The sequence below is a fragment of the Streptomyces sp. RKAG337 genome, assembly GCF_023701715.1.
Lineage (GTDB): Bacteria > Actinomycetota > Actinomycetes > Streptomycetales > Streptomycetaceae > Actinacidiphila.
In genome coordinates this window covers 5,416,307-5,437,673 of the sequence record NZ_JAJOZA010000001.1, presented here as the reverse complement: position 1 = coordinate 5,437,673, position 21,367 = coordinate 5,416,307, and the positions used below count along the sequence as shown (strand labels likewise).

18 protein-coding genes are annotated in these 21,367 nt (G+C 69.6%); 3 read left to right on the top strand and 15 right to left on the bottom strand.

Translation table 11 applies throughout. The features are described from left to right. Positions 1-68: 68 nt before the first annotated feature. Positions 69-506 (bottom strand): NUDIX domain-containing protein, encoded by a 438-nt coding sequence (locus LNW73_RS24070; protein WP_250991349.1) that lies wholly within the window; start codon positions 504-506, stop codon positions 69-71. A gap of 28 nt (positions 507-534) precedes the next feature. After that, complete coding sequence (locus LNW73_RS24065; protein ID WP_250991348.1) at positions 535-2,301, bottom strand: asparagine synthetase B family protein; 1,767 nt, start codon at positions 2,299-2,301, stop codon at positions 535-537. Positions 2,302-2,578: 277 nt separating this feature from the next. On the opposite strand from LNW73_RS24065, the gene LNW73_RS24060 reads away from it, so the two are divergent. Then, positions 2,579-3,967: a sporulation protein gene (locus LNW73_RS24060; protein ID WP_250991347.1), complete on the top strand. Its 1,389-nt coding sequence runs from the start codon at positions 2,579-2,581 to the stop codon at positions 3,965-3,967. A 64-nt stretch (positions 3,968-4,031) separates the two neighbouring features. Here the strand turns inward: LNW73_RS24060 and LNW73_RS24055 are convergent, their stop codons facing one another. The 6 genes from LNW73_RS24055 to LNW73_RS24030 all read right to left on the bottom strand — a co-directional run bounded on the left by LNW73_RS24055 (position 4,032) and on the right by LNW73_RS24030 (position 10,607). Continuing rightward, the gene (locus LNW73_RS24055; RefSeq protein ID WP_285391567.1) at positions 4,032-5,201 is read right to left on the bottom strand and encodes an XRE family transcriptional regulator; all 1,170 of its coding nucleotides are present in this window, start codon (positions 5,199-5,201) and stop codon (positions 4,032-4,034) included. After that, complete coding sequence (locus tag LNW73_RS24050) at positions 5,188-5,994, bottom strand: hypothetical protein (RefSeq protein WP_250991345.1); 807 nt, start codon at positions 5,992-5,994, stop codon at positions 5,188-5,190. Before LNW73_RS24050 ends, LNW73_RS24055 begins: the two co-directional genes overlap by 14 nt. Positions 5,995-6,197: 203 nt before the next feature. After that, complete coding sequence (locus LNW73_RS24045; protein WP_250991344.1) at positions 6,198-7,913, bottom strand: relaxase/mobilization nuclease domain-containing protein; 1,716 nt, start codon at positions 7,911-7,913, stop codon at positions 6,198-6,200. A gap of 5 nt (positions 7,914-7,918) precedes the next feature. After that, positions 7,919-8,362: a MobC family plasmid mobilization relaxosome protein gene (locus LNW73_RS24040; RefSeq protein ID WP_308407720.1), complete on the bottom strand. Its 444-nt coding sequence runs from the start codon at positions 8,360-8,362 to the stop codon at positions 7,919-7,921. 563 nt (positions 8,363-8,925) lie between these two features. Next, positions 8,926-10,251 (bottom strand): DUF3631 domain-containing protein, encoded by a 1,326-nt coding sequence (locus LNW73_RS24035; RefSeq protein WP_250991342.1) that lies wholly within the window; start codon positions 10,249-10,251, stop codon positions 8,926-8,928. Between the two features lie 137 nt (positions 10,252-10,388). Further along, complete coding sequence (locus LNW73_RS24030) at positions 10,389-10,607, bottom strand: helix-turn-helix transcriptional regulator (RefSeq protein ID WP_239070712.1); 219 nt, start codon at positions 10,605-10,607, stop codon at positions 10,389-10,391. An 867-nt stretch (positions 10,608-11,474) separates the two neighbouring features. On the opposite strand from LNW73_RS24030, the gene LNW73_RS24025 reads away from it, so the two are divergent. Continuing rightward, positions 11,475-12,752 carry a tyrosine-type recombinase/integrase gene (locus LNW73_RS24025; RefSeq protein ID WP_250991341.1) on the top strand — a complete coding sequence of 426 codons (1,278 nt, stop codon included), beginning with the start codon at positions 11,475-11,477 and terminating at the stop codon, positions 12,750-12,752. Positions 12,753-12,806: 54 nt separating this feature from the next. Here the strand turns inward: LNW73_RS24025 and LNW73_RS24020 are convergent, their stop codons facing one another. The 4 genes from LNW73_RS24020 to LNW73_RS24005 form a co-directional block, all read right to left on the bottom strand. After that, positions 12,807-13,358 (bottom strand): hypothetical protein, encoded by a 552-nt coding sequence (locus tag LNW73_RS24020; protein ID WP_250991340.1) that lies wholly within the window; start codon positions 13,356-13,358, stop codon positions 12,807-12,809. 61 nt (positions 13,359-13,419) lie between these two features. Further along, on the bottom strand, positions 13,420-13,980 hold the full coding sequence (locus LNW73_RS24015) for a hypothetical protein (RefSeq protein WP_250991339.1): 561 nt from the start codon (positions 13,978-13,980) through the stop codon (positions 13,420-13,422). A 562-nt stretch (positions 13,981-14,542) separates the two neighbouring features. Beyond that, positions 14,543-15,697, bottom strand: a complete 1,155-nt coding sequence (locus LNW73_RS24010; protein WP_250991338.1) for a GDSL-type esterase/lipase family protein — start codon at positions 15,695-15,697, stop codon at positions 14,543-14,545. 193 nt (positions 15,698-15,890) lie between these two features. Further along, the gene (locus tag LNW73_RS24005; RefSeq protein ID WP_250991337.1) at positions 15,891-16,904 is read right to left on the bottom strand and encodes a DUF5937 family protein; all 1,014 of its coding nucleotides are present in this window, start codon (positions 16,902-16,904) and stop codon (positions 15,891-15,893) included. 88 nt (positions 16,905-16,992) lie between these two features. Between LNW73_RS24005 and LNW73_RS24000 the strand changes: the two genes are divergently transcribed. Next, entirely contained in the window at positions 16,993-18,237 is a 1,245-nt protein-coding gene (locus LNW73_RS24000) for an MFS transporter (protein ID WP_250991336.1), read from the top strand. A gap of 116 nt (positions 18,238-18,353) precedes the next feature. On the opposite strand, the gene LNW73_RS23995 is transcribed toward LNW73_RS24000, so the two are convergent. The 3 genes from LNW73_RS23995 to LNW73_RS23985 form a co-directional block, all read right to left on the bottom strand. After that, positions 18,354-19,688 carry an ATP-binding protein gene (locus tag LNW73_RS23995; protein ID WP_250991335.1) on the bottom strand — a complete coding sequence of 445 codons (1,335 nt, stop codon included), beginning with the start codon at positions 19,686-19,688 and terminating at the stop codon, positions 18,354-18,356. A 38-nt stretch (positions 19,689-19,726) separates the two neighbouring features. Beyond that, positions 19,727-20,464, bottom strand: a complete 738-nt coding sequence (locus LNW73_RS23990; RefSeq protein WP_250991334.1) for a hypothetical protein — start codon at positions 20,462-20,464, stop codon at positions 19,727-19,729. 162 nt (positions 20,465-20,626) lie between these two features. Then, positions 20,627-21,358, bottom strand: coding sequence for an ArsR/SmtB family transcription factor (locus LNW73_RS23985; protein ID WP_250991333.1), 732 nt, complete (start codon positions 21,356-21,358; stop codon positions 20,627-20,629). Positions 21,359-21,367: the final 9 nt, after the last annotated feature.

Genomic DNA, 21,367 nt, shown 5'->3' with positions numbered 1-21,367 from the left:
AACGTCCTTCCGAAGGGGAGCGTGGCCGCCGCCCGGCGACCGGCTCCCTCCGTGGCGGAAGGGCGGTGTTATCCGGGGCGGGTGGCGAGGTAGCGGTGGATGCCGTCGCGGATGAACGGCGGGATGGTGAGGATGTCGAGGTGCTCGGGGGCGAAGAACTGGAGCTTGACGCCCTCGGCCAGCGGGAGGGCGGCTTCGTCGCCGTCCCAGGTGGCGCAGAAGAAGGAGATGAGCTGGCCGGAGCCCTGGACGTCTCGGCTGGCGAAGAGCTCGGTGAGGTCGGCGACGGTGAGGCCGGCTTCTTCGTCGAGTTCGCGGACGATCGCCTGGTTCGGGAGTTCGCCGTCGTCGGCGCCGCCGCCCAGCAGGCTCCAGTGGCCTGGCCAGGCGATGCCGAGGATGTCGTCGCGCAGGTGCATCAGGAGTTCGCCGCGGCGGTTGGTGATGATCGCGACCGCTCCGCGGGCGGTGGCCGGCTCCTGGGCGGTGGTGGTGTCAGGGTGCATCCGGACACCGTAGTAACGGAGTTGGATGTCATGCCGCAGCCCTCACCGTCTGGTCAGAAAACCAGGCGGCTGCCATCAGGGCCTGCATCTGGGACCGGTCGAAGCGCCCTGCGGGTTGCAGCCCGCGCTCCAGCAGAGGACGCAGGGTCGCTGGGGCTTCGTGCAGGACGGAACGGATCTGGGCATCGGCCCATGCCTTGAGCGGACCGGTGAGCCAGGAGGGCACCGGGCTGGCGAAGCCGAGTTTGTCCCGGCTGCCCCAGACCTCGGCAGGCAGACCCAGCGCCTTGGCCGCGTCGCGCAGGATCCTCTTGCCCTCCGCCGGGTCGCTGATCTTGTACTCGACCGGCAGGCGGTAGGAGAGCTCGACCAGGTCCCGCGCAAGGAACGGCGAGCGCCGTTCCAGCGCGAACGCCGAGGCGAGCTTGTCCGACGTCATGACCAGGGGCCGCCAGGCGGTGGCGAGATCCGCAAGGGTCAGCCCGCACGCCAGATCACCACCGGCCCGGTGCAGCGCATCAGCGACCACGTCCCCGATGCGGCCGCCAGGGTCCGGGCCGCGCAGGATCAGCCGGGTGATCGCCTCCGCCGGCTCCAGCGGTTCGCCCGCCGCGTGCAGAAGCTTCGCGGCCAGCGGCCGGTAGGACTCCAGGCCAGCGTCGATGACGGCGTTCGGACCGAAGAGGGCGAGCGCGTGGCGGACGTAGCCCATGAGGAATTCGTCCGGGCCCAGCCCGCCGACTACGACCCTGATTCCGAGGTCGGCGACGGCCTTGTAGGCCATGTGCTCGGAGAACGTCGACGCGTTGCCCATCGGGTAGTCCAAGGCGGCGACGATGTCCGGCAGGCATTGGACGAAGTCGGCGGAGCCCGGCTCGACGACGATCAGTTCGGCGCCGATGTCCCGGGCGATGGTGGTGGCGATGACGGATTCATCGAGGCGGTCCTGGCCCCGGTAGCGGACCGTGACGCAGACCGGTGGGCGCATGAGGTAGGCCAGCACCGACGAGTCCAGGCCGCCGGACAGAAGAAGCGCGAAGTCCCCGGAAGGGGCGCGCAACGGCACCTGTTCGGCCAGGGAGACGGAGAACGCGGCCAGCGCGCTCTTATAGGTGCCCTCGAACGGTTCTCGGTCTTCGAGGGCCCACCACGTGCGGTGCTCCAGCGAGCCGGTGGTGACGTCGAACGTCAGCAGACCGGCCGGGGCCAGGAGCTGGATGCCCTGAAAGGGGGTGTCGGCCCCGATCGGAGTCTCGATCGCGAGCATCTCGGGACGAACCACGAGCGGCGCGGTGCCGTAGCCGGTGAGCGTGGTGACCTCAGAGGCGAAGGCGAGCCGACCCCCGTCCAGCCGCCAGTACAGCGGCTTCTCCCCTAATCGGTCCCGAGCCAGGAACAGCCGCCCAAGGCGGGGGTCGTACACGGCCAGGGCGAACATGCCGTCCAACCCGTCCAGGCAGGACGGACCGATCTTGGCCCACGCCCGCAGCACCAGGTGCGCGTCGCTCTGCCCAGCGGACAGCTCGATCCCCCAGGCGGCAGCCATGTCCCGGTAGTTGTAGATCTCGCCGTTGAACGTCAGCAGGACACCGCTGTGCCGGTCGAGATAGGGGCCGGGCTGGGCGTTCGGGTCGACGACCAGCAGGGTGTTCATGGCCAGCACCGCCTTTCCATCGGTCGACGCGGCGTGAAGGGTGCCGTCTGGTCCTCGGTGGCGCTGGGACCAGCCCATGGCACCGACGGTTGCTTCGTGCCGGATGGCGTCCGGTCCTGCCAGTCCTGCGATTCCGCACATCTGGTTCACCCCCGAGCGTGATTGGTGGAACCCATCGGTGACGGCCGCCGCCGGGACAGTGCTGCCCTTCCCGACGGCGACCTGCCCTCAGACAACCGGGTCCGACCAGCGGCCGGGAGGGCTCGCAAGGGGGCTTGCAACTCGCGGGCGGGGTTCACGTACCGGTGGCCAGGCAATACCCTCGGTGACCCACCACACGTGGTTGGCGTACGACTTCTTGCTGCAAAGGAGTACGGGGTCGCGTGCAGAACTCTCCGGAGTGGAAGAGGGGGACGCCATGCCGTCGACCGCCCGCCGGAGCCTGCCGCCCAACGCGGACCTGGCCCGGCTCATCGAAGCGAGCGGCGTCAGCCGCAAAGCCCTCGCCCACCGCATCAACCAGCTCGCCCACCAGGCCGGGCTGACCACCGACTACTCCCACACCTCGGTGGCGAACTGGTGCCGGCGCGGCATGACCCCGAAGTGGCCGGTACCCCAACTCCTCGCCCAGGCCATCAGCGAACGCCTCGGACGACCAGTACGGCTGGCCGAGATCGCTATGAGCGAGGCGGAGACAGCGGACCCGGATGTGGGGTTGGATTTCCCCAGGGATCCCGCCGACGCCGTCCGCGTCGCCACTTCGTTCTGGAGTTCCGTGAACCGCCGCGACTTCCTCACCGGCAGCAGCTTCGCCGTCTCCGCCTTCACCACCCCCGTCACGCGCTGGCTGGTCAACCCCGCAGACGGAGCCGCCGCCCATCGCGGTGGCGTCCGCGTCGGCCAGGGCGACCTCGACGAACTGCGCGAGGCAGCCGACGACGCCCGCCGCTGGGACTCCAAATACGGCGGCGGGAACTGGAAGGCCAACTCCGTCACCGCCTGCCTCGAACAGCGCGCCACCCCACTGCTGCAGGGCTCCTTCACCGACGGCGTGGGCCGCGACCTGTTCTCCGTGACCGCCGAACTCTCCCGCCTGGCCGGCTGGACAGCCTTCGACGTCGGCCAACACGAAGCCGCCCAACGCCACTTCATCCAAGCCCTCCGCCTCGCGCGCGCCGGCGGCGACGTACAGCTCGGCTGCTACGTCCTGACCACCATGGCCATGCAATCCCTGCTGCGCGGCTTCGCCGACGAGGCCGTCGACATGGCTCAGGGCGCCTTCGAACGCGCCAAGGGCCACGCAGCACCGCGGGTGCTGGCCTTCACCAAACTCATCGAGGCCCGCGCTCACGCTCGCACCAACGACGCACGGGCCGCCTCCGCCGCCCTCGCCGCCTCCGAAAACCTCCTCGGCCAAGCGCGCACCGGCGGCCCGGAGCCCGCCTGGATCGACTTCTACAACCACGCGCGGCTGTCCGCGGACGCCGCCGAGGTCTTCCGCGACCTGAAGAACCCCAAGGCAGCCCTGGCCTGGAACCGGCAAGCCACCGCCATGCCCACCGGAGTCTTCACCCGCTCGGTCGGCATGCGCCTGGCCATCGTCGGCACCGCCCACCTCCAGGCCCGCGACCTCGACCACGGCCTGGACCTCGGCAACCGATCCGTCGACATCCTCGCCCGCGTCCAGTCCGCCCGCGCCCTGGACTACGTACGCGAGTTCACCACCGCCCTCACCCCCTGGCGACGCGAACCAGCCGTACGAGAGTTCCTCCACCGCACCCGCAAGGACCTCGGCATCGCCGCGTGACACGGCTACGAAGAGCCCGGAGATCCACGCGGGTGGGGCTCCACGGGTTGCCGATTTCGCGCGGCTACTGGACCAGACGCAGTACGGGTCGATGTTCCTGAACGCCCAGCAGTTCGCGGACACGGTTATGAGTCCATGCGAGCTCGTGTGCCAGCTGTGCCACCGATAGGTCTGCCTCTTTTGACGCCAGCTCGAAGGCTTGGCGCAGAACCGACGGCTGTTCTCCAGAGAAGTTGGAGACGGATTCGGACGTAAATCCGGGCTGTCCGTCAAGAGCTCGGAGACGCTGGTACGTCCGGCTCGTGGTTGCGTCCGATGTCAGGCCAAGTTCTCGGCATCGGTAGATGAGGGAATGGATGGACACGCCCCATACCTGTCTGAGTGCGGCCAGGCGTGCAAGGTCCATTCGCTTGGGCAGCAGCGGGATGATGCTGGCCTGAGGGGTGAGAAACTCGGCCGCGAAAGCGTCAGCTTCCTTCTCCTGGCGGCTGTCGCCCGTTGCATCGCCATGCAGTACGAGGTGGCCGAGTTCATGGGCCGCTGTGAACCGGTGCCTGTACACGTCGTCTGCTCGGTTGGCTGTAAGGATGACGAGCGGCCGGGCCGCGCGGGTGGAGAACGCGTCCACGGTGGAAGCCGAGGGATCCGTCGCAGGAGGCGTGACGACGACAATGCCGTGAGCCTCCATGCGTCGCACCAGATGGGTCACGGGCCCGTCGCCCAGCCCCCAGTGCAGTCGCAGTTCTCGTGCTGCTGAGGCTGGATCTGTTGGCAGTTCCGCCCCTGGATGGACTTCCCCCCCTGCGAAGCCGGGGAGATCCACGACCGGCAACTGGATCCGCTGCTCTAGGGCGTATGTGAGTTCCCAAACCTGCTCGGCGAACGCGAGCGCTCGCTCCCGCTGCGACTTCGGAGTACTGCGCAGGCTGCGGAAATGCGCCATCGAGGCGTCGAGCCTGTTGGCCGGCCGCCCGACGAGGAAGAACGTTGCTGGCACACCGAGAGTCTCGGCCAGCCGGGGGATCAGATCAGGACGAGGCCGGGAGACCCCCGTCTCGTACTGACCCACAGCAGCCGGGGTCACTCCGAGCTTCGTGGCCACGTCCTTCTTCGTCATCTCTGCCAGCCGACGCGCTTGCGTCAGCCGGGTGGGATCGAAGGCGTCGGAGATGGCACGGGGCGTCGTCCCCCGCTCCTCCAGGCCCGGAATGAGGTCTTGTTTAGTGGGTCGCATCGTCTTCGCTGGCTCGGTCCTCGGCTGTTTCCGGTTCAGACTGCGGCGGGACGTCGAGCAGACGGTCCGTGGTCGCGCGCGAGGACAGCGTAAGCGAGGGCTGGCTTCCCTCGGCGAAGCTGGTGTGCCTGCGCCCGGACGCTGCGGACTGCTTCGGGACGCTCGTCAGACGGGACTCGTGCGCAGTAACGGTGTGCGGCAGCACTAGCGGTTCGGGAGCAGTTGCCCACTGCAAGTGGCGGCCCTCTCCCAGCGCTGCGATGCCCCAATGCGCTTCCAGCAACTCGGAGGCATTACAAGCGAAGGGCACGAGAACCAAGCGGGTGCCTTGGGGAACAGTTGCGAGGCCGCCGCGCGGCTCCGCCATGACGGCAGTCCCTTCGAGGCCGAAGTCAAACGCGTCCTGCAGGTGCTTCGGCTCAGGAGCGAACGTGAACAGCTCCTTCACCAGCCGAGACTCATGGGGGATACGTGCCGTCCGCACGTCCGCCTTGGTCTTCGAGTACAGAAAGGGATAGATCAGACCGCGGCCGACAAGCATCAACTCGAAGGGAAACCCGAACGGATGGACGGGAACGGCTCCGGGCAAGTCCGTCAGCTCGTCCTGCACTCGTTCGAACTGGTTCTGCCACCGGGATGCCCCGTACGTGTGGTTGGTACGGGAGTCGGCCTGCTCTTGCGCAGCCTGAGCATTGGCCTGCATGTTCCGCAGAGCCTGTCCCAGAAGCAGGTGGACGGCTGGAGCTTGCTTGCCGAACACGTCAGTTGCCCAGGGTGAAACGGACCCACTCATGCGTGCGACTCCTAGGGTCGAACTTCGCATCGGAGCATTCCAGTACGCCCTGCACTTTAGTTGATGTCCTTCTTTTTGCACAATGGCTTCCGCACCTCGCTTGGTTCTTACCTTTCGCTCCCCCTCTTGGGGGTCGAGTGCGCCGATGGACGGCCAACCGGGCCGCCCCAGGTACTGCGGCGAACGGCCCGGCTTGAACGAAGTCAGCGCCGTCGGTGACGGGCCTGGTTGCTAGAAACGAAGGGGGCCGTCTCCTGGGAAGACCAAGGCGTTTGGGTAGTAGCCCTAGACGTACCGGTGGTGGAGCGGCTGCGGGCGGCTTCAGCTCGTGGGTTGGGTGCGGGGTTGCGGGCGGTGTGTTGGATGCGGGTGAGCAGGACGGTTGCGGGTTGGCGGGCGGTGGTCAGTTCGCGGCGGGCTGCGGCTTCGGTGAGGAGCTGGTGGGGTTTGTGGCCGCCGGTTTCGGCGTCGGCGATGACTGTGGCGAGGGCGGGCCAGTTGGGGTCGGCGAGGATGCGTTCGGCGTGGTCGGGCAGGGCGGCTCGGACGTCGGCGGCGAGGGTGTTGCGGACTTCTTCCTTGGGCTGGCGGGCGGTGAGGCCAGCGAGGTGGGGGGTGATCGCCTGGTCGTGGGCGCTCTGCAGGTGATGGGCGGCTTGGCGCGCAGCTTGGGTTTGCTGTTGGTGGCCGTGGCGTTCGTGCCAGCGGCCGGCGAGGATCGCGGTCCATATGAGAGTGGCAAGCATTGCTGTGAGGGCGCTGCCGTCGGGGCCGGTGGTGGCGTTGATGATGTCGCGGGCGGCGTGGCGAAGGTCGGCTGCGGTTTGGTCCTCGGCGTGGACCTTGGAGCGCTGGGCGCGGGCGAACGTTCGTGTGGCGGCTCGTAGCTCGGCCCGCAGTTCCTTGGGCGCGGACTGCGAGGTGGCTTCGATGAGCTCGCCGAGCGCGGCGATGTGGGACTGTCCGAGGGCGCCGTCATCGTCCCCGCCAGTGGTGGCGTCGAGGATGTCGGTGGCGCGGGTCCACGGGGTGCCGGGCCGGTTGCGGCGGGCGGTGGGGTGCTCCTCGGGCTTCCCTGTGTCGAGGCGAGCTTGGAGTTTCGGGAGCGTCAGGTCGGGGGCGATCTTCCCGCCGGGGATGTAGTTGGGCTGTCCGTTGGCCTTCAGGTCGCCGGGGCGGGCGGCGACGTAACCGATCGGGTCACCGGAGGGCATCCGGCGGATCTTGATCTGTACGCCTTCGGCCTGCAGGTAGGCGAAGAGCTCCTCAACGTTCGCGGCGTGAGGGATGGCGGCACGGATACGGTCCTGGAGCCATTGGTTGGCGGGCTCCTCCCAACCCAGGCGCTGGGCCTTGTGCATTTCGCCTTGGGTGGGGGCCCTGGTGGCGGTGCCGTCGCCGGTGGCGAGCTGGCGCAGCCCGTAGTCCCTCTCAATCTGGCGGCATTCTTGTCCGGCGCGTTGGCCGTTGTTGTGGCGTTTGGGTCGGCGGCCGTCTTCGCGGACGGTGGTGGCGAGGATGTGGATGTGATCGTCCGCGTGACGCACGGCGATCCAGCGGCAGGCGAAGTCGTCACCTGGCGGGGCGATGCCGGCGGCGCGGACGATGCGCTCGGCGATCTCCCCCCATTCGGCGTCGGACAGGTGCCGGTCTTCGGGTGCGGCGCGGACGGGGCAGTGCCAAACGTGGTCGGTGACCGGCTTGCCAGGCTCGCCGTTTCGGAGGGTGACGGGTTCATCGAGGTAGTGGGCGAGTTCGGTGAGGGTAGCCGTGGGGTCGCGACCGGGGTCGGGCATCGCGAAGTTTTCGAAGCTGGCGACGATGTGGGGGTCGTGGTGTTCGTCGTGGCGGCCGGGCCCGTAGAGGTAGGCGAGCAGCCCGCGGGTGTTGCCCCCGGAGGGCTTGATGGATGCGATCACGGCGGTCAGACCTCCTGACCGGAAGGCTCACGCAGGGCCTCGGCGATCTCGACCAGCAGGTGCTGTAGCTCGTCCAGGCTTCGGTAGGCGTCGGCTGGTGCCTCGTAGCCGCCGTTGTGGGCGCGGGCGATCTGGTTGACGTTGTGCCCGATCCGGCTGAGATGACGGATCACCTGCGATCGGAACAGGTGCAGCTTGCGGCGCTCTTCTGCAAGCGGCAGGTCGACGAAGAACCGGCCGTCGATGAAGGCCAGGGTGACGTCCGCGGCGAAACCGCCGGGGCTGCGGTAACCGTTCGCGGCAGCCGACACGTCCAGATGCTCACGCTCCTCGGGCCGGAACTGCAGCGGGCCGACCCGGGCTTGGCGGTTGACGCCGTTGAAGCGGCGGTTGGAGCGATGGGCGCTCTGCTCAGTGGGGCGTACGTCGGCGAGGATCTCGCGTTGCACTACGGGGAGCTTGTCCGGGTCGGGTCCCCCGGCCTGTTGGCCTGGCGCACCCTCGCGCCGGGATTCCTCCGCCACCCCTGGGGCGGAGACTCCTCCACTCCGGCCATAAGTCGGAGTTGGGGTACTACTGGCTCCGCCAGGAGCCCTCTTCCCGAACGCCCGGCGCCAGATGCCTTTCATCGGAGAGACCCTCGTGAACTGCTCTGATTCTTCGTCGCCGTCGACGAGGTGTCGGTCCTTCATCATCGTGCGGTCTCCTGCCGGGTAGATCGGTGATGCGGAGAGATGGGGCCAGAGGTGCGAAGTCGCGATGATGATCTGGGGGTCACTGGCGCCCCGAGCGACCTGGGCGTGCACTCGTACCTTCCGTCCCACCCGTCCCATGCCTGGTCAGCACAGGTACGAGTGGTCTCGCTGGTACGGGTCGACTCGTCCCAACGTGCTCCGGCCGTGAGGCATGGGGGTGCCGACGGCAGGTGGCTGGTACGGGTTGACTCTCTTCGGGGAAACGACCCGTCCCCGCGCTGACCTGCGCAGGGACGGGTGGTACGGGTCGTGCCGGGTTACGGGCTGGTGGGACCGGGCGTGGTGGGCTCGGGGCAGTAGCGCGTCCAGGCGTCGACGAACTGGGCGCGGTAGAAGCCCTTGCGCTGGCCGTCCCGGAAGCGGACGGTGCAGGAGTTAATGCCGTAGTCCTTCAGCAGGACCTGCAGCCCTCGTGGGCTCAGTCCCCCGTTGCCGTACTCGGCCCAGGGGGCTTCGGCGTCGGCGCGCAGGCGGCAGAGCAGGTCGGCGGTGCCAAGGGCGTGGGGGTTGCCGAAGCCGGCGAACGCGGTGCGGATGTCGGCGAGGATGCGGCTCTTGAGGCCGTTCTCCTCGTCCTGTCCGGCCTCGTGGTCGGTCATCGTCCGGCAGGCGGCGCGGGCAGTGGCGGGCCAGTGGCCTCCGGCGAGGTCGGCGACGATCACCAGGGGCTCCCAGGTGTCCGCCGCACGATCCTCGACCGGCAGCGGCGGCTCCATTTCGGCGGCGGTCTCGACCAGGGTTGCGGTCCATGCGGCGATCCGGTCACGGAGGTCGTTGAGGACGGGGATGTCCCGGCGGGAGCGGAAGGGCTGGACCTTTTCGTGCACTGCTCGACGGCGCATCCGGACGACGACCGCGCGATCCATGATCGTGTCGGGGAGGTCGCCGATCCCGGCCAGGGCCGCCATGGCGAAGGTCAGGAACTTGGTCGGCTTGTGCTCTGGGCCGGACACCCGGGTGGTGGGGCGGTTGCGCTGGTGACCGGCGTTGAGCAGGCCGCGCATCTCCTCATTCTTCTCCGCCACCTTGACGTTGCCGAACAGGGTGTCTGCCTCGTCAACCAGCAGGGTGGGCGGCTCCTTGGTGATCGATCGGAAGATCGCCGCCGGAGTGGAGTTGATCGTGATGAAGGGGGCGTGGACGGTGTCGTGCAGGACGTCCAGAAGGCGGGACTTGCCGCACCGCTTGACCGGGCCGACCACCGCCAGGCGCGGAGCGTGCTGCCACGCGGGCTGGAGGTGGGTGGCCGCCACCCACAAGGTCGTCGCGTTCAGGGCCTCCTGGCTGGGCATGACCACGTACCGGGTGATGGCTGTCCGCAACTCGTCCAGCAGTCCCGCGCCCTCGGTGACCGGAGCGTCGGGAACCTCGGTCGGTCCGGTCGGCTGACCGGGGTCACTGACCGGCGGCCGGTCACTCCCTCCGGTCACTCGGTCAGTGATTCCGGTCAGCCGGTCAGTGACCGGCGCATCGTCGGTGGCCGGGTCACTGGACCGGTGCATGCCGGGCAGACCGGGGATCGCCACCGGCGGCCAGAGGATCTTGGGGGATGCGCTCTGGGCGGGTGGGGTCGTAGGGTGCATGGTGAAGCTCCTCCCCTGGTCTCCTGGGCTGCCAGGCCCGTTGACCACGGTTGATCGTTTGAATCTCGGTTCTGGGGACTTCGCACGGCCCTCGGCGTTCACAGCGCCGAGGGCCGTATTGCGTTCGGGGCGCGGGCTCAGGCCGCGCGCTCTATGGACTGGGCGTCCAGCCATACCTCCACCTCCTGCCAGCGGTAGCGCAAGTGCCGGCCTACCTTGGTGGCCTTCGGGCCGACCCTCCGGTGGTTCCAGGCGTAGAGGGTCGCGAGCGGCACGCCCAGGTAGGCGGACAGTTCCTCCGGCGTGGCCAGGGGGCGTCGCTCCCCGTTCGAGGCGGTGCGGTGAATTGGCGGCATGGGGTTCTCCATCGTGATTCGGATCCGGTGATCGCGACCAACGTAGCCACATCGATCGCGTTCCATCCAGCGGCATTGTGGTGGGAAATCACGGCCGCGCCAAATAGCGCTCATGGGCGTCGGTGAGCGAACTCCAGACGGGCGGAACCCGCTGATTCTCGTGGGGCGAAAAATCTGGTTCAGAGGCGAATAGCGAGGTACGGTGCCCCGCCCCTTCGAAGGGGCGGGGCAGGCGTGGGTGCTCCGCTTTGCCCCGCTCCACTCCCCCGACTCCCGCCGACTCTCGATCCACCGTCCGCACTGGTCAGGAGACCATCCGGGCTGAGGGCTACTGGCCCCCCTCACGGCTGGCAGGTTGGCCCAGCCGCCCGGATGATCCCTGTTTACTTGTAGCGATGTGCCCGAATGATCCGCATGGATGGCGCCGCCACCCACGCGTATATCAGATGTCCCCGGCCGCGCAGTGGATGCCCTTATCCGCTCGCGCAGATCGGCTCAAGATTCTGGACTGGGCAGCACGAAACAACATCTTCGGCGGCACCATTTCTCCGAACCGGAAATCGATGCTACAAATCTCCTTCACGGCCAACCGACCCATCGATTCCGGACCGATCGGAGTCAGATCCGCACGCGACCTCGAACGCCTGCGGACGGGCGCGGCCACCTCCACCGGCAACCCGAAGGGGCTTCTCATCCATATCTTCGGCGGCACCATTTCTCCGAACCGGAAATCGATGCTACAAATCTCCTTCACGGCCAACCGACCCATCGATTCCGGACCGATCGGAGTCAGATCCGCACGCGACCTCGAACGCCTGCGGACGGGCGCGGCCACCTCCACCGGCAACCCGAAGGGGCTTCTCATCCATGGCCGAGCCGTACGACCGCTGGCACCTGAAGCGACCCGGCCTGAACGACGAGCGCTGCAAGGCGCACGGCAAGGTGCCGTCCAGGGAACACGGGCGCGGCAAGCGCTGGCTGGCGCGGTGGCGCGACCCGGATGGGGAGCAGCAGAGCGAGAGCTTCGTTCGACAGGAGGACGCCCGTCAGCGTCTGACGCAGATGATGGGCTCCGTCGATGACGGGACGTACATCGCCCCGAAGAAGGGCGAGACGCTCCTCAAGACGGTTGCCGAGCAGTGGCTGGAGAACCAGTCACTGCCGAACCCGCGCACCTACGCGCAGTACGAGTCCCGCGTCCGCAACCACATCATCGGGCCGTTGGGGAAGCTCAAGCTGAACCAGATCAAGGCGTCCACCATCCAGACCTGGATCAAGCGACGGCTTGAGGTTCTGGACGAGACGACGGTCGGCCTCATCTTCACGCACCTGGCGTCCATCCTTGCCATGGCCGTGGACGACGAGATGATCCCCAAGAACCCCTGCGAGACGGGGTCGGTCAAGCGCGTCAAACCGCGGCGGTCCAAGAAGGCCGCGAAGGACGTTCCCCTCACGTGGGAGCAGACGGACCTGCTGCAGAAGCACCTGCTGGAGCGATACCAGGCGGTCGTCGACTGCGGTCGCGGTCTCGGCATGCGCCAGGGCGAGATCTTCGGCTTCAGCCCCGACGACGTGGACTGGCTCTGCGTCGAGAAGACCGTCCACATCCGTCGGCAGATCACCCACGACCACGGCGCCCTCGTCTTCGCTCCGCTGAAGGGTGGGGACGACGACGATCTCAAGGACCGACACGTACCCGTCACCGACGAGCTGGCCATCATCCTCGCCGAGCACATACGGAGGTTCCCGGCGGTCGCCGTCACGCTGCCTTGGATGACGAAGGGCGGGCCGCCCGTCACCGTGCGGCTGATGTTCACCACGCGCGAGCGCAAGCCGCTCAACGGCAACTACTTCAACTACCTCTGGAAGGCGGCGCTTGAGGCGATCGGGGTCATAGACGCGATCAACGACAAGCCCGTGGGCAAGGGCCGGAAGTGGGAAAAGTGCCGGGACAAGATGATGCACGCCCTCCGGCACCTCTTCGCGTCCGAAGCCATCAATGCCGGCGTGGATGTCTACACGCTCGCCGATCTGCTCGGCCATGAAGACCCGGCCTTCACTCTGCGCAGGTACGTGCACCGCGTCGCGGGCGCCGTATCGAAGGCACGCAAGGCCATCGGGCAGAGGTACCGGTTGACCGCGTAGCGGGGCATGGCTGCGAGGCTGCGTCTCCGGTGCCCTCCAGAAGCCGTGCGGGGCTTACGCGAGCAAGCGTCGGGCTGCCTCGGTAATCTCGTCCAGCTCCTCTTGGCTGGCAACATTCCGACCATCGGCATCGTCCAGCAGGGCCAGCACAACTCGGCCGAAGGGCGCGAGTTCAGTGGGTTGGCCGAGCTCGCACCCCGCGTCCTCGAAGATCAGGCGGGCGCCCAGAACCGGATCGAGCTTTCCCTCAATGATCTGACCGGCCCACCAACGCGCCATGTCCCAACGCGCCTCGGTCAATCGTTCCGCTGTCAGCGGCAGCAGTCGGAGCTCCTCCAACATGCTGTCGAAGAGGTCAGCGGCCTCGCTGTGTTCGTTGCGCCCCAGCCCGGCCAAGAGGCAGAGGGATGGGGAGTCGACCCCCGTAAGAAGAGCGTCCAGCGCGGCCTGGATGTAATCCGGAGCGCCGATTTGGAGGTGGCTGTACGCGCGATCAGCCGCACAGATGCGGATCTGGCTGATGGCTTCGGTCGGTGTCAGCTGCTTGTCTCCGAGGTGCGTAGGGCAAGGACAGGTCCAGGGCTCGGGGGAAAGGTGAGGGCGCACGGACCTGGCTCCGCATGCATCGTGCTGATCTTGCCAGCCTGATCTTTACCGGTCGACGACATTACGGCCGCCCGCCCGACCCGACGCCCCGCACTCTCACAGGCAACTCCCGCCAGTCTTCGACCGCACCCTGCATGAGTTGCGCGATGCGCTCCTTGCCCTCGGTCTTGAAGACATCTCGTAAGCACGCACAGTCGGCGAGATCCCGATTGCCGGTAAGGCATACGTAGATGCCTGCGATCTGCAGACCACGCGCGGCAGCTGAGAGCTCCGCGTCGAAGGGCAGCGGGATTCTCCGTGCCAGTTCCTGAGCGAAGATCCGCTCGATCCGCGGCCGTCCCAGGAAGCCGAGCAGCCCACCGGCCGATCGAGCGACCACATCGTGCAGCTGATCCTTGCCCTTGAGAATGTCGCGGGCCAGCTGTGCAAGGTCGTCACAGCCCCTTCTACGGTGCCTTCTCACCAGCGTCTTCCACGTCTCGTCCGAGACGTATGTCGCCGCGCGGTCGGCGATCGCGGCAGCACCCCCGCCCTCCAACGCATCCGCACAGAAGCCGGCTACCGCCTGCAGTTGAACGCGCTCCAGCTGTAGAGCAGAGGGAGGGCTCGGCGTACGGCCCACGCTGCTACTAGGCGGACTGGGTCGCCGCGCAGCGACGGGGTGAGGCGCGCGAAGCGGTGCAGGAGCTCTCTTCGCCGCACGCCTTGCGGGGGTCGCCACACGCCCCGCCGGCCGCCCCCGGTGGTGGTGGCAGCGCGTGTCAGGAACAGTCACCCGGTTCTTACAGAGCGTCCCGTCGTCCGTTTGCGCACGGCATCTGTAGACCATGGCCGGAGTGTGACGACACATACCAATTGCTGACAACGGTGCCTATTCGGCCAGTTAGGCGGCGAGCTGTTGCCAGGGACCGCTACAGCGCAGTTCCCGAAGCAACCGCCGGTGCCGCCCACTGTCCCCCGACCTCCGGGGCCCCGCTCGTGCACCCACAGTGCACCGGTAGCCCCCACGCACAGCGTCCGCGCAGGTCAGAGACGATTCCCAGCTGTACTTCGACCTCTAACCGGTCCGGTCCGCCCACCCGGCGCGATCCTCGGAGTCAGCAGCATTGACCGAGCCCTGGTGCTCTCCTCACGGAGAGCACCAGGGCTCGGTGCGTGGCGCGCCATCCGCTAGAGACGGTGGGTCACTTGGTGGTCAGGTACATCCCTCCGGAGTCCCGGCCTGCCGTGTTGCGGCAGGAGTAGTTGCCGGTGGGGTGGGTGTTCAGCAGGGTCAGGCAGCTGCCGAGGGCGAGTTCGCCGTAGTAGTTCGGGTGCATCGACTCCTGGACGGTGCCCTGGGAGCTGCTCAGGCCGGCGTCGACGAAGCGTGCCCACTCGCTGGTGGTGGCGGACGGTGCCGTGCCCGGGGTGGCGAGGCTGGACGTCTTGGCGCAGACCTCGCGGCCCTGCAGCATGTCGCGCAGGTCCATGAACTGCACGCCCTTGGTGGCCGCGACGCCGGCGAGCGCGTTGGAGATCTGCGGGACCATCGAGTCGCGGGCCCAGTCGGCGTCGCCGTTCCAGAACGGGCAGCCGCCGGTGCTGGAACGGCTCCAGCCGCTCTCCGGGTAGCGCATCTCGGTGCTGCGCGGGATCGGGGACGGGTAGGACTGCAGCACGATCCGGTAGTCGCCCGGCGCGTAGCCGTCGGCGGTCATCACGGCGCGGATCTCGTCGATCGACTTGCCGACGCCCGCCATGGCCGCGCTCATCCTGGAGTCGATGACGCTCTGCTGGCTGGTGTGGCAGTAGGAGTACCAGATCAGGTAGTCCTTGACGCAGGTCGAGATGACGTCCGAGAAGCCGAGGTCGTTGCCGCCGATCGAGAGGGTGATCAGCTTGACGGTGTTGTTCGCGGCGACCGAGGCCAGCTGGTCGGCCTGTGGCGCCTCGCCCTTGAGGGACTGGCCGCCGTTGCCCGCCCGGAAGACGTTGGCCGTGGTGGCGCCGGAGCAGGCGAGGTTGACCGCTCCGGCCAGGCTGTTGATCTCGGCGGAGTCCGAGCGGTCGCACCCGCTCGCGTAGGTGCTGCCGTAGACCGTGGTGGGGTCGTAGCCGCTGCCGGTCCAGGCGCGGTCCGTGCCGTCGCGGCTGCCGCCGGTGGTGTCGCTGTTGCCCTTCCAGCGACCGGCCTCTCCGGAGATGTAGCTGTCGCCCATCGACACCCTCACGACCGGGCCGGTGGCGGCCTGAGCGGGGGCCGCGACGGCCAGCAGGCCCGCGGCGACGAGGGGTAGGGCGAGGACCGCGGCGAGCAGTCGCTTTGTTCTGCTGGTTCTGTGACAGCGTTCAGGCACGGCGGAACTCCTGCGGACGGCCTCCCGCACCGTGGGGTCAGGAGGCTCTGGGTGAGGGTGGGCCGCCGGCCGGTGGCGCGAGGAATGTGACACGCCCCACGTGGTTACCGCTAGGTAGCTGCAGCACCTTTCTCGCTCTGTTACCGACCGGTTCAGATCAGTCGCGAGCCGCCCCCCGCCGTTTCCCCGGGCGTCAGGCCCCGTCCGACAACAGGCCCTGGTCGGTGCCCGCGGCGAGGGCGTCGCCCAGCGGGGTGCGGTAGTAGAGGACGGAGCGGCCGGAGCGGGCGCGGTGCAGGAGGCCGGCCTTGCGGAGGACGGTCAGGTGGTCGCCGACCGCGCCGGGGGCGAGGCGCAGGCTCTGGGCGAGCTGCGTGGTGCTCGCGGGCTGGTCCAGGGCGGACAGCAACCGGGAACGTGAACGGCCGAGGAGTCCGGCGAGGGCGTCCGGTTCGACGGAGTCGGGCGTCTCCCACAGCGCGGCCGTGCCCCGGGCGGGGTAGATGATCGCCTTGGGCCAGGGGTCGTCGACGTAGGTGGCCAAGTGGGGCCAGACGAAGACCGACGGGATGAGCAGCAGCCCCTCCCCCGCGAGGGTGGTGACGCTGGCCGATGACGACGACGTCCGCAGGATGTCGATGCCGCCGTCGCGCCAGCGCACGTCGGGGTGCAGGCCGTCGAGGGCGGCCGCCCAGCCCGACCGGCCGAGCCGGCCGACCCGGTGGACGACGTCGCGCTCGCAGATGGCCCGCAGCTGCGGCCAGTCACGGGCCAGCAGACCGTGCCAGGCCTGGTCCAGGGCGTCGGCGACCCGCTCGACGACCGCGTCGCCGCGCAGCGTCGCCAGCACGCGCGGATCGCGGGACGGACGCGCGGCGAGGCAGAGTTCGGCCTCCTCGTGGGCCTGGGACAGGCTCGTGGCGCGGATCGCGGCGAGGTCGTCGTCCCAGGTCTGGGCGAGGCCGCGGGGCGGCAGCGCGACGAAATTGGCGCCGAAGGTGCGGGTGTGGAGCGCGAGCACCGCGTCGATGTCGGTGTCGCGGCGCAGCCGCTGGAAGGCCGGCATCAGCCGGGCCGACCAGGCGGCCGGCAGCCGCTGCCGCGACCGGCCCTCCAGATACCGCAGGAGGTTGCACAGCTCGAAGGCCGGCGACAGCGCGAACCTGCTGCGCAGCAGGTCGTCGGTACCGAACTCGAATCGCCGCATGCCACGAGCCTACGTCCGGCGGCCGTCGGGCTTACGTCCTGTGACGTAAGAATCGCCCTGGCGGGGGCGCCGGGAACAGGCTGCCCGTATGACGTTCACCCCTGCCCCGCCCCGGCGCACCACCTATCGGGAAGTGCTCGCGGACCAGCGCTTCCGGCTGCTCTTCGTCACCAGGACGGTGACGATCACCGCCGACTCCCTGCGGATCCTGACCCTCTCGGTGCTGATCTTCGCGACCACCGGCTCACCGCTCATGGGCGCCCTGACGTTCGGCATCGGTTTCCTCCCGCAGCTCGCCGGCTCGATGCTGCTCGGCTCGCTCGCCGACCGGGTCCGGCCGCGACGGCTGATCGCCGCGGGCTATCTGCTGGAGTTCGCCGCCGCCGTCGCGATGGCGCTCGCCCATCTCCCGGTGGCGTTCATCCTGCTGCTCGTCGCCGTCGTGGCCTTCCTGACGCCGGTCTTCCAGGGCGCGTCCAACCGCCTCGTCGCCGACACGCTGACCGGCGACGCGTACGTTCTGGGGCGGTCGCTGTCCAGCATGTCGTCGTCCGGCGCCCAGTTGCTCGGGCTCGCGGGCGGCGGGATCGCCGTGACGTTCCTGGGCTCGCGGCACGCGCTGCTGCTGAGCGCGGCCGCGTACCTCGTCGCGTCGGTGGCCGTACGGCTGCGGCTGCCCGACCTGCCGGCCCCCGACAAGGGGTCCGGGTCCGGCTCCCTGGTGCGGCACAGCTGGTCGGGCAACCGGGCGCTGTTCGCGAACCGCCGGGTGCGGAAGCTGCTGCTCGCGCAGTGGCTGCCGTCCGCCTTCGCGGCCAGCGCCGAGAGCCTCGTCGTCCCGTTCGCGGGGCGGCGCGGATTCCCGGACGGAACCGCCGGGTTCCTGCTGGCGTGCCTGCCGGTCGGCATGCTCGTCGGCAATCTGGTCGTCGGCCGCTTCGTGCTGCCAGCGACCCGGGAACGTCTGGTCGCCGTGCTGGTCGCGGTCATCGGGCTGCCGCTGGCCGGCTTCGCCTTCGGTCCGCCGTGGCCGGTCTGCGCGGTCCTGCTGCTGGTCACCGGTACCGGGTTCGCGTACAGCCTGGGGCTCCAGCGCTCGTTCCTCGACGCGCTCCCGGAGGCCAGCCGCGGGCAGGCGTTCGGGCTGCTCAGCTCCGGCATGATGACCGTGCAGGGAGTGGGGCCCGCGGTCTTCGGGGCGGCCGCCGAAGTGGTGTCCGTGGGGGCCGCCATCTCGCTCGCCGGTATCGCGTCGCTCGGCATGGCCGGCTACCTGGCCCGGGAGTCCCGCGGCGCCCGGCTGAGCCCGGCGGAGGCCGCCGGGACGGGCTGAGACCGGCACGATGTGGGATGAGGCCGCCCCGATGGGATGAGGCCGCCGGGACGGGATGGAAACACGACCGGGCGGGATGAGGATCCGACCGGGCGGGACCTCCGCACTTGGTGGCGTCAGGACAGCGGGCCCGCGCCCGTGCCCGCCCCCGCATCGTCCCCGGGGTCCGCGATCTCCTCCGGGGTGGGGAGGGTGAGGGTGGAGACGGCGCCGCCGTCGGGCGCGTTGGCGAAGCGCAGCTCGGCCCCGATGGTGCGGGCCTGCCCGACGGCGATCGTCAGTCCCAGGCCGTGGCCCTTGTTGCCGTTGCTGGTGGGCTCGGTACGGAAGCGCTGCGGGCCGTGGTCGATCAGGTAGCCGGGGTAGCCGTCGCCGTGGTCCCGGACGGTGATGACGGGGCCGTCGACGGTGATCACCACCGGAGGACGGCCGTGCCGGTGGGCGTTGCCGATCAGGTTGCCGAGGACCCGTTCCAGCCGGCGCTGGTCGGTGATGAGGCAGATGTCGCGGACGACACGGACCTCGGCGGCCGGCCCCGAGGCGGCGACGGCGCGTTCGGCGAGCAGCCCCAGGTAGTGGGCGTCCGGTTCGACCTTCTCGGTACGGGAGTCGAGCCGGGAGATCTCCAGCAGGTCCTCGGTGAGCCGGCGCAGCGCCTGGACCCGGTCCTGGACCAGTTCGGTGGGCCGGCCGGGCGGCAGCAGTTCGGCCGAGGCGTGCAGACCGGCGAGCGGGGTGCGCAGTTCATGGGCCACGTCGGCGGTGAAGCGCTGCTCGCTCTGCAGCCGGAGCTGGAGCGAGGCGGCCATCGCGTCCAGGGCCGCGGAGACGGCGGCGACCTCGTCCTGGGCGTTGGTGGGACCGGCGGTGCGGGGGTCGGCCACCCGGGCGTCGAGGTCGCCCGCGCTGATCCGGCGGGCGACGGCCGCGGTCCGGTGCAGCCGGCGGGTCACCCGCGAGACGGCGAAGATCCCGATCAGCAGGGTGCCGCCGATGGCGAGGGCGGACGACAGGATGATCGCCCGGTCAAGACCGCGGATGCTCTCCGCGCTGCGCGTGTAGTCCAGCGGTACCGCCAGCGCCTTCCCGCCGGCCGGACCCGCCGCCCACATCGTGCGGCGGCCGTCGACGTCGCCGAACATGGTGCCGCGCTGGCCGCGCAGCGCGAGGTCCCGGAGCCGGTCGGGAAGGTCGGGCGGGTTCAGCGCCGTGCCGCGGCGCAGCGGGTCGCCCGCTATGTACGCCTGGGTGGCGGTGTCGAGCCTGCTCAGGGCGGCGGTGCGGGCCTGGTGGACGGTCTGCCGGGTGACCATGACGTGCACGAGCGTGCCGAGGACCACCGCGACGACACAGCACATCGCGGTGATGAAGACGGCTGCCTTCCAGTAGAGGGTCGCCGTCCAGGCCGGCAGTCGCCCGCGCAGCCGCGTCCGGCGTCCGCGCGGCCTCATGGGGCGTTCGCGCGGCCTCGTCAGGCGTCCGCGCAGCGTCATCGGGACCGCTTCCACGAGGAGTCGGTGTCGCCGCTGTCCGGCGCGTGGTCACGGCGGCCGTGGCCGGGCGGAGTGGCGCGCCGGTAGTCGTCGCTCTGGATGGCCATGGCGCGCGTCTGCGGGTCCCAGGCGTAGACCGTGCGCTGCTCGTACCCCTCGGAGGGGGTGGGCTCCTGCACGATGAGGTCCCCGCCGGCCACCTGGACGGACATCGGCTTCGTCACGGTGGCGAGGATGCGGGTGAGCACACCGTTGTGGAGCGTGTAGCAGCGCAGTGCGAGGAAGCCGTCGACCATGTCGACACCGAGGACGGCGTCGGTCTTGCCGTCGCCCGTCAGGTCGTAGTACTCGGGGCTGCGGATCGGGCATCCGGTGCGCCCGGCGGCGCCCGCCTCGCAGGCGGCGGCCTTCGCCGCGGTCTCCTCGTCGAGCGCGTCCGCGCCGGAGAGTGCGTCAGGAGCGGCGGCCATCTCGGCCTGGATCACGGCGACCGGGTCCACGCTCCTGATGTCCCCTGAGGTCACCTTGGGTATGCCGGGCACCGGAACGGGCCGTTCGTTTCCCGAGTCCCCGGGCGGCTCCGTGGCCGGCGGCCGGTTCGGCCACAGCTTGGCGGGGGCGGACGCGACCGGCGTCGGCCCGGCGCTCTCGGCGTCATTCGTCGCGGAGCACCCGGTCATCAGCACGGCGGCGCCCGTCCCCAGCAGGGCGAGCGCGGTGCGGACGGCGGACAAGTCTCTCCCTGCGGCGGTCGGGGGCGGTGGCGGATCGGGGCGCGGATCGGAACATGAATCGGGGCACGGATCGGTCCATGAATCGGGGCACCGATCGCGATGATCCAGCTCCATTGTCCGACAGCCTCGTGCCGCGGGCCCGGCGCGGAGGTGTGCCGGTGGTCACGCGACCTCCAGCAGGTCCGGCTCGATGTCCAGCGTCCGGTGCAGTTCGTCCAGGCCCAGCGGGGTGACGCGGACGGCCCGGCGGGTGCCGATCCGGGTGGCCCAGCCCCGGTCGAGGACCAGGCGGCACAGCTCGGCGCCGGCCGTGCCGGCCAGGTGGGGGCGGCGTTCCGTCCAGTCCAGGCAGGGCCGGGCCAGCGGCCGGCGGGAGGGCGGGGCGGGGCTGTCGTACCCGGACAGGTCGGCGCCGAGGCCGGTGAGCCAGGCCAGTCCCGGCCCGGTGAGGGAGAAGCCGGCGTCCTGGCTCAGCAGGCCGCGCCCGGTCATCGCGTCGGTGATCGCGACCCCGAGCCGGCCGGCCAGATGGTCGTAGCAGGTGCGGCCCCTGGCCAGGGCCTGGCTCGCCGAATGGGCGCGCAGCCCGCCGCCGGCCGGCGCCTTCTGCGGGGTGACGTGGGCCGCCAGGTCCTCGATCATGCGGGCGGTGTCGGGGTCGGCGAGCCGGACGTAACGGTGTCGGCCCTGCCGCTCCTGGACCAGCAGGCCGCCGTCGACGAGCCGGGTGAGGTGCTCGCTGATGGTCGACGGCGCGACCCCGCAGTGCCGGGCCAGTTCGCCGGACGTCCAGGCGCGGCGGTCGAGCAGCGCCAGACAGACGGAGGCGCGGGTCTCGTCGGCGAGCAGCGCCGCCAGGGCGGCCAGGGTGGTGGGTGTGCGCGGACCGGTCATGCCGCCCAT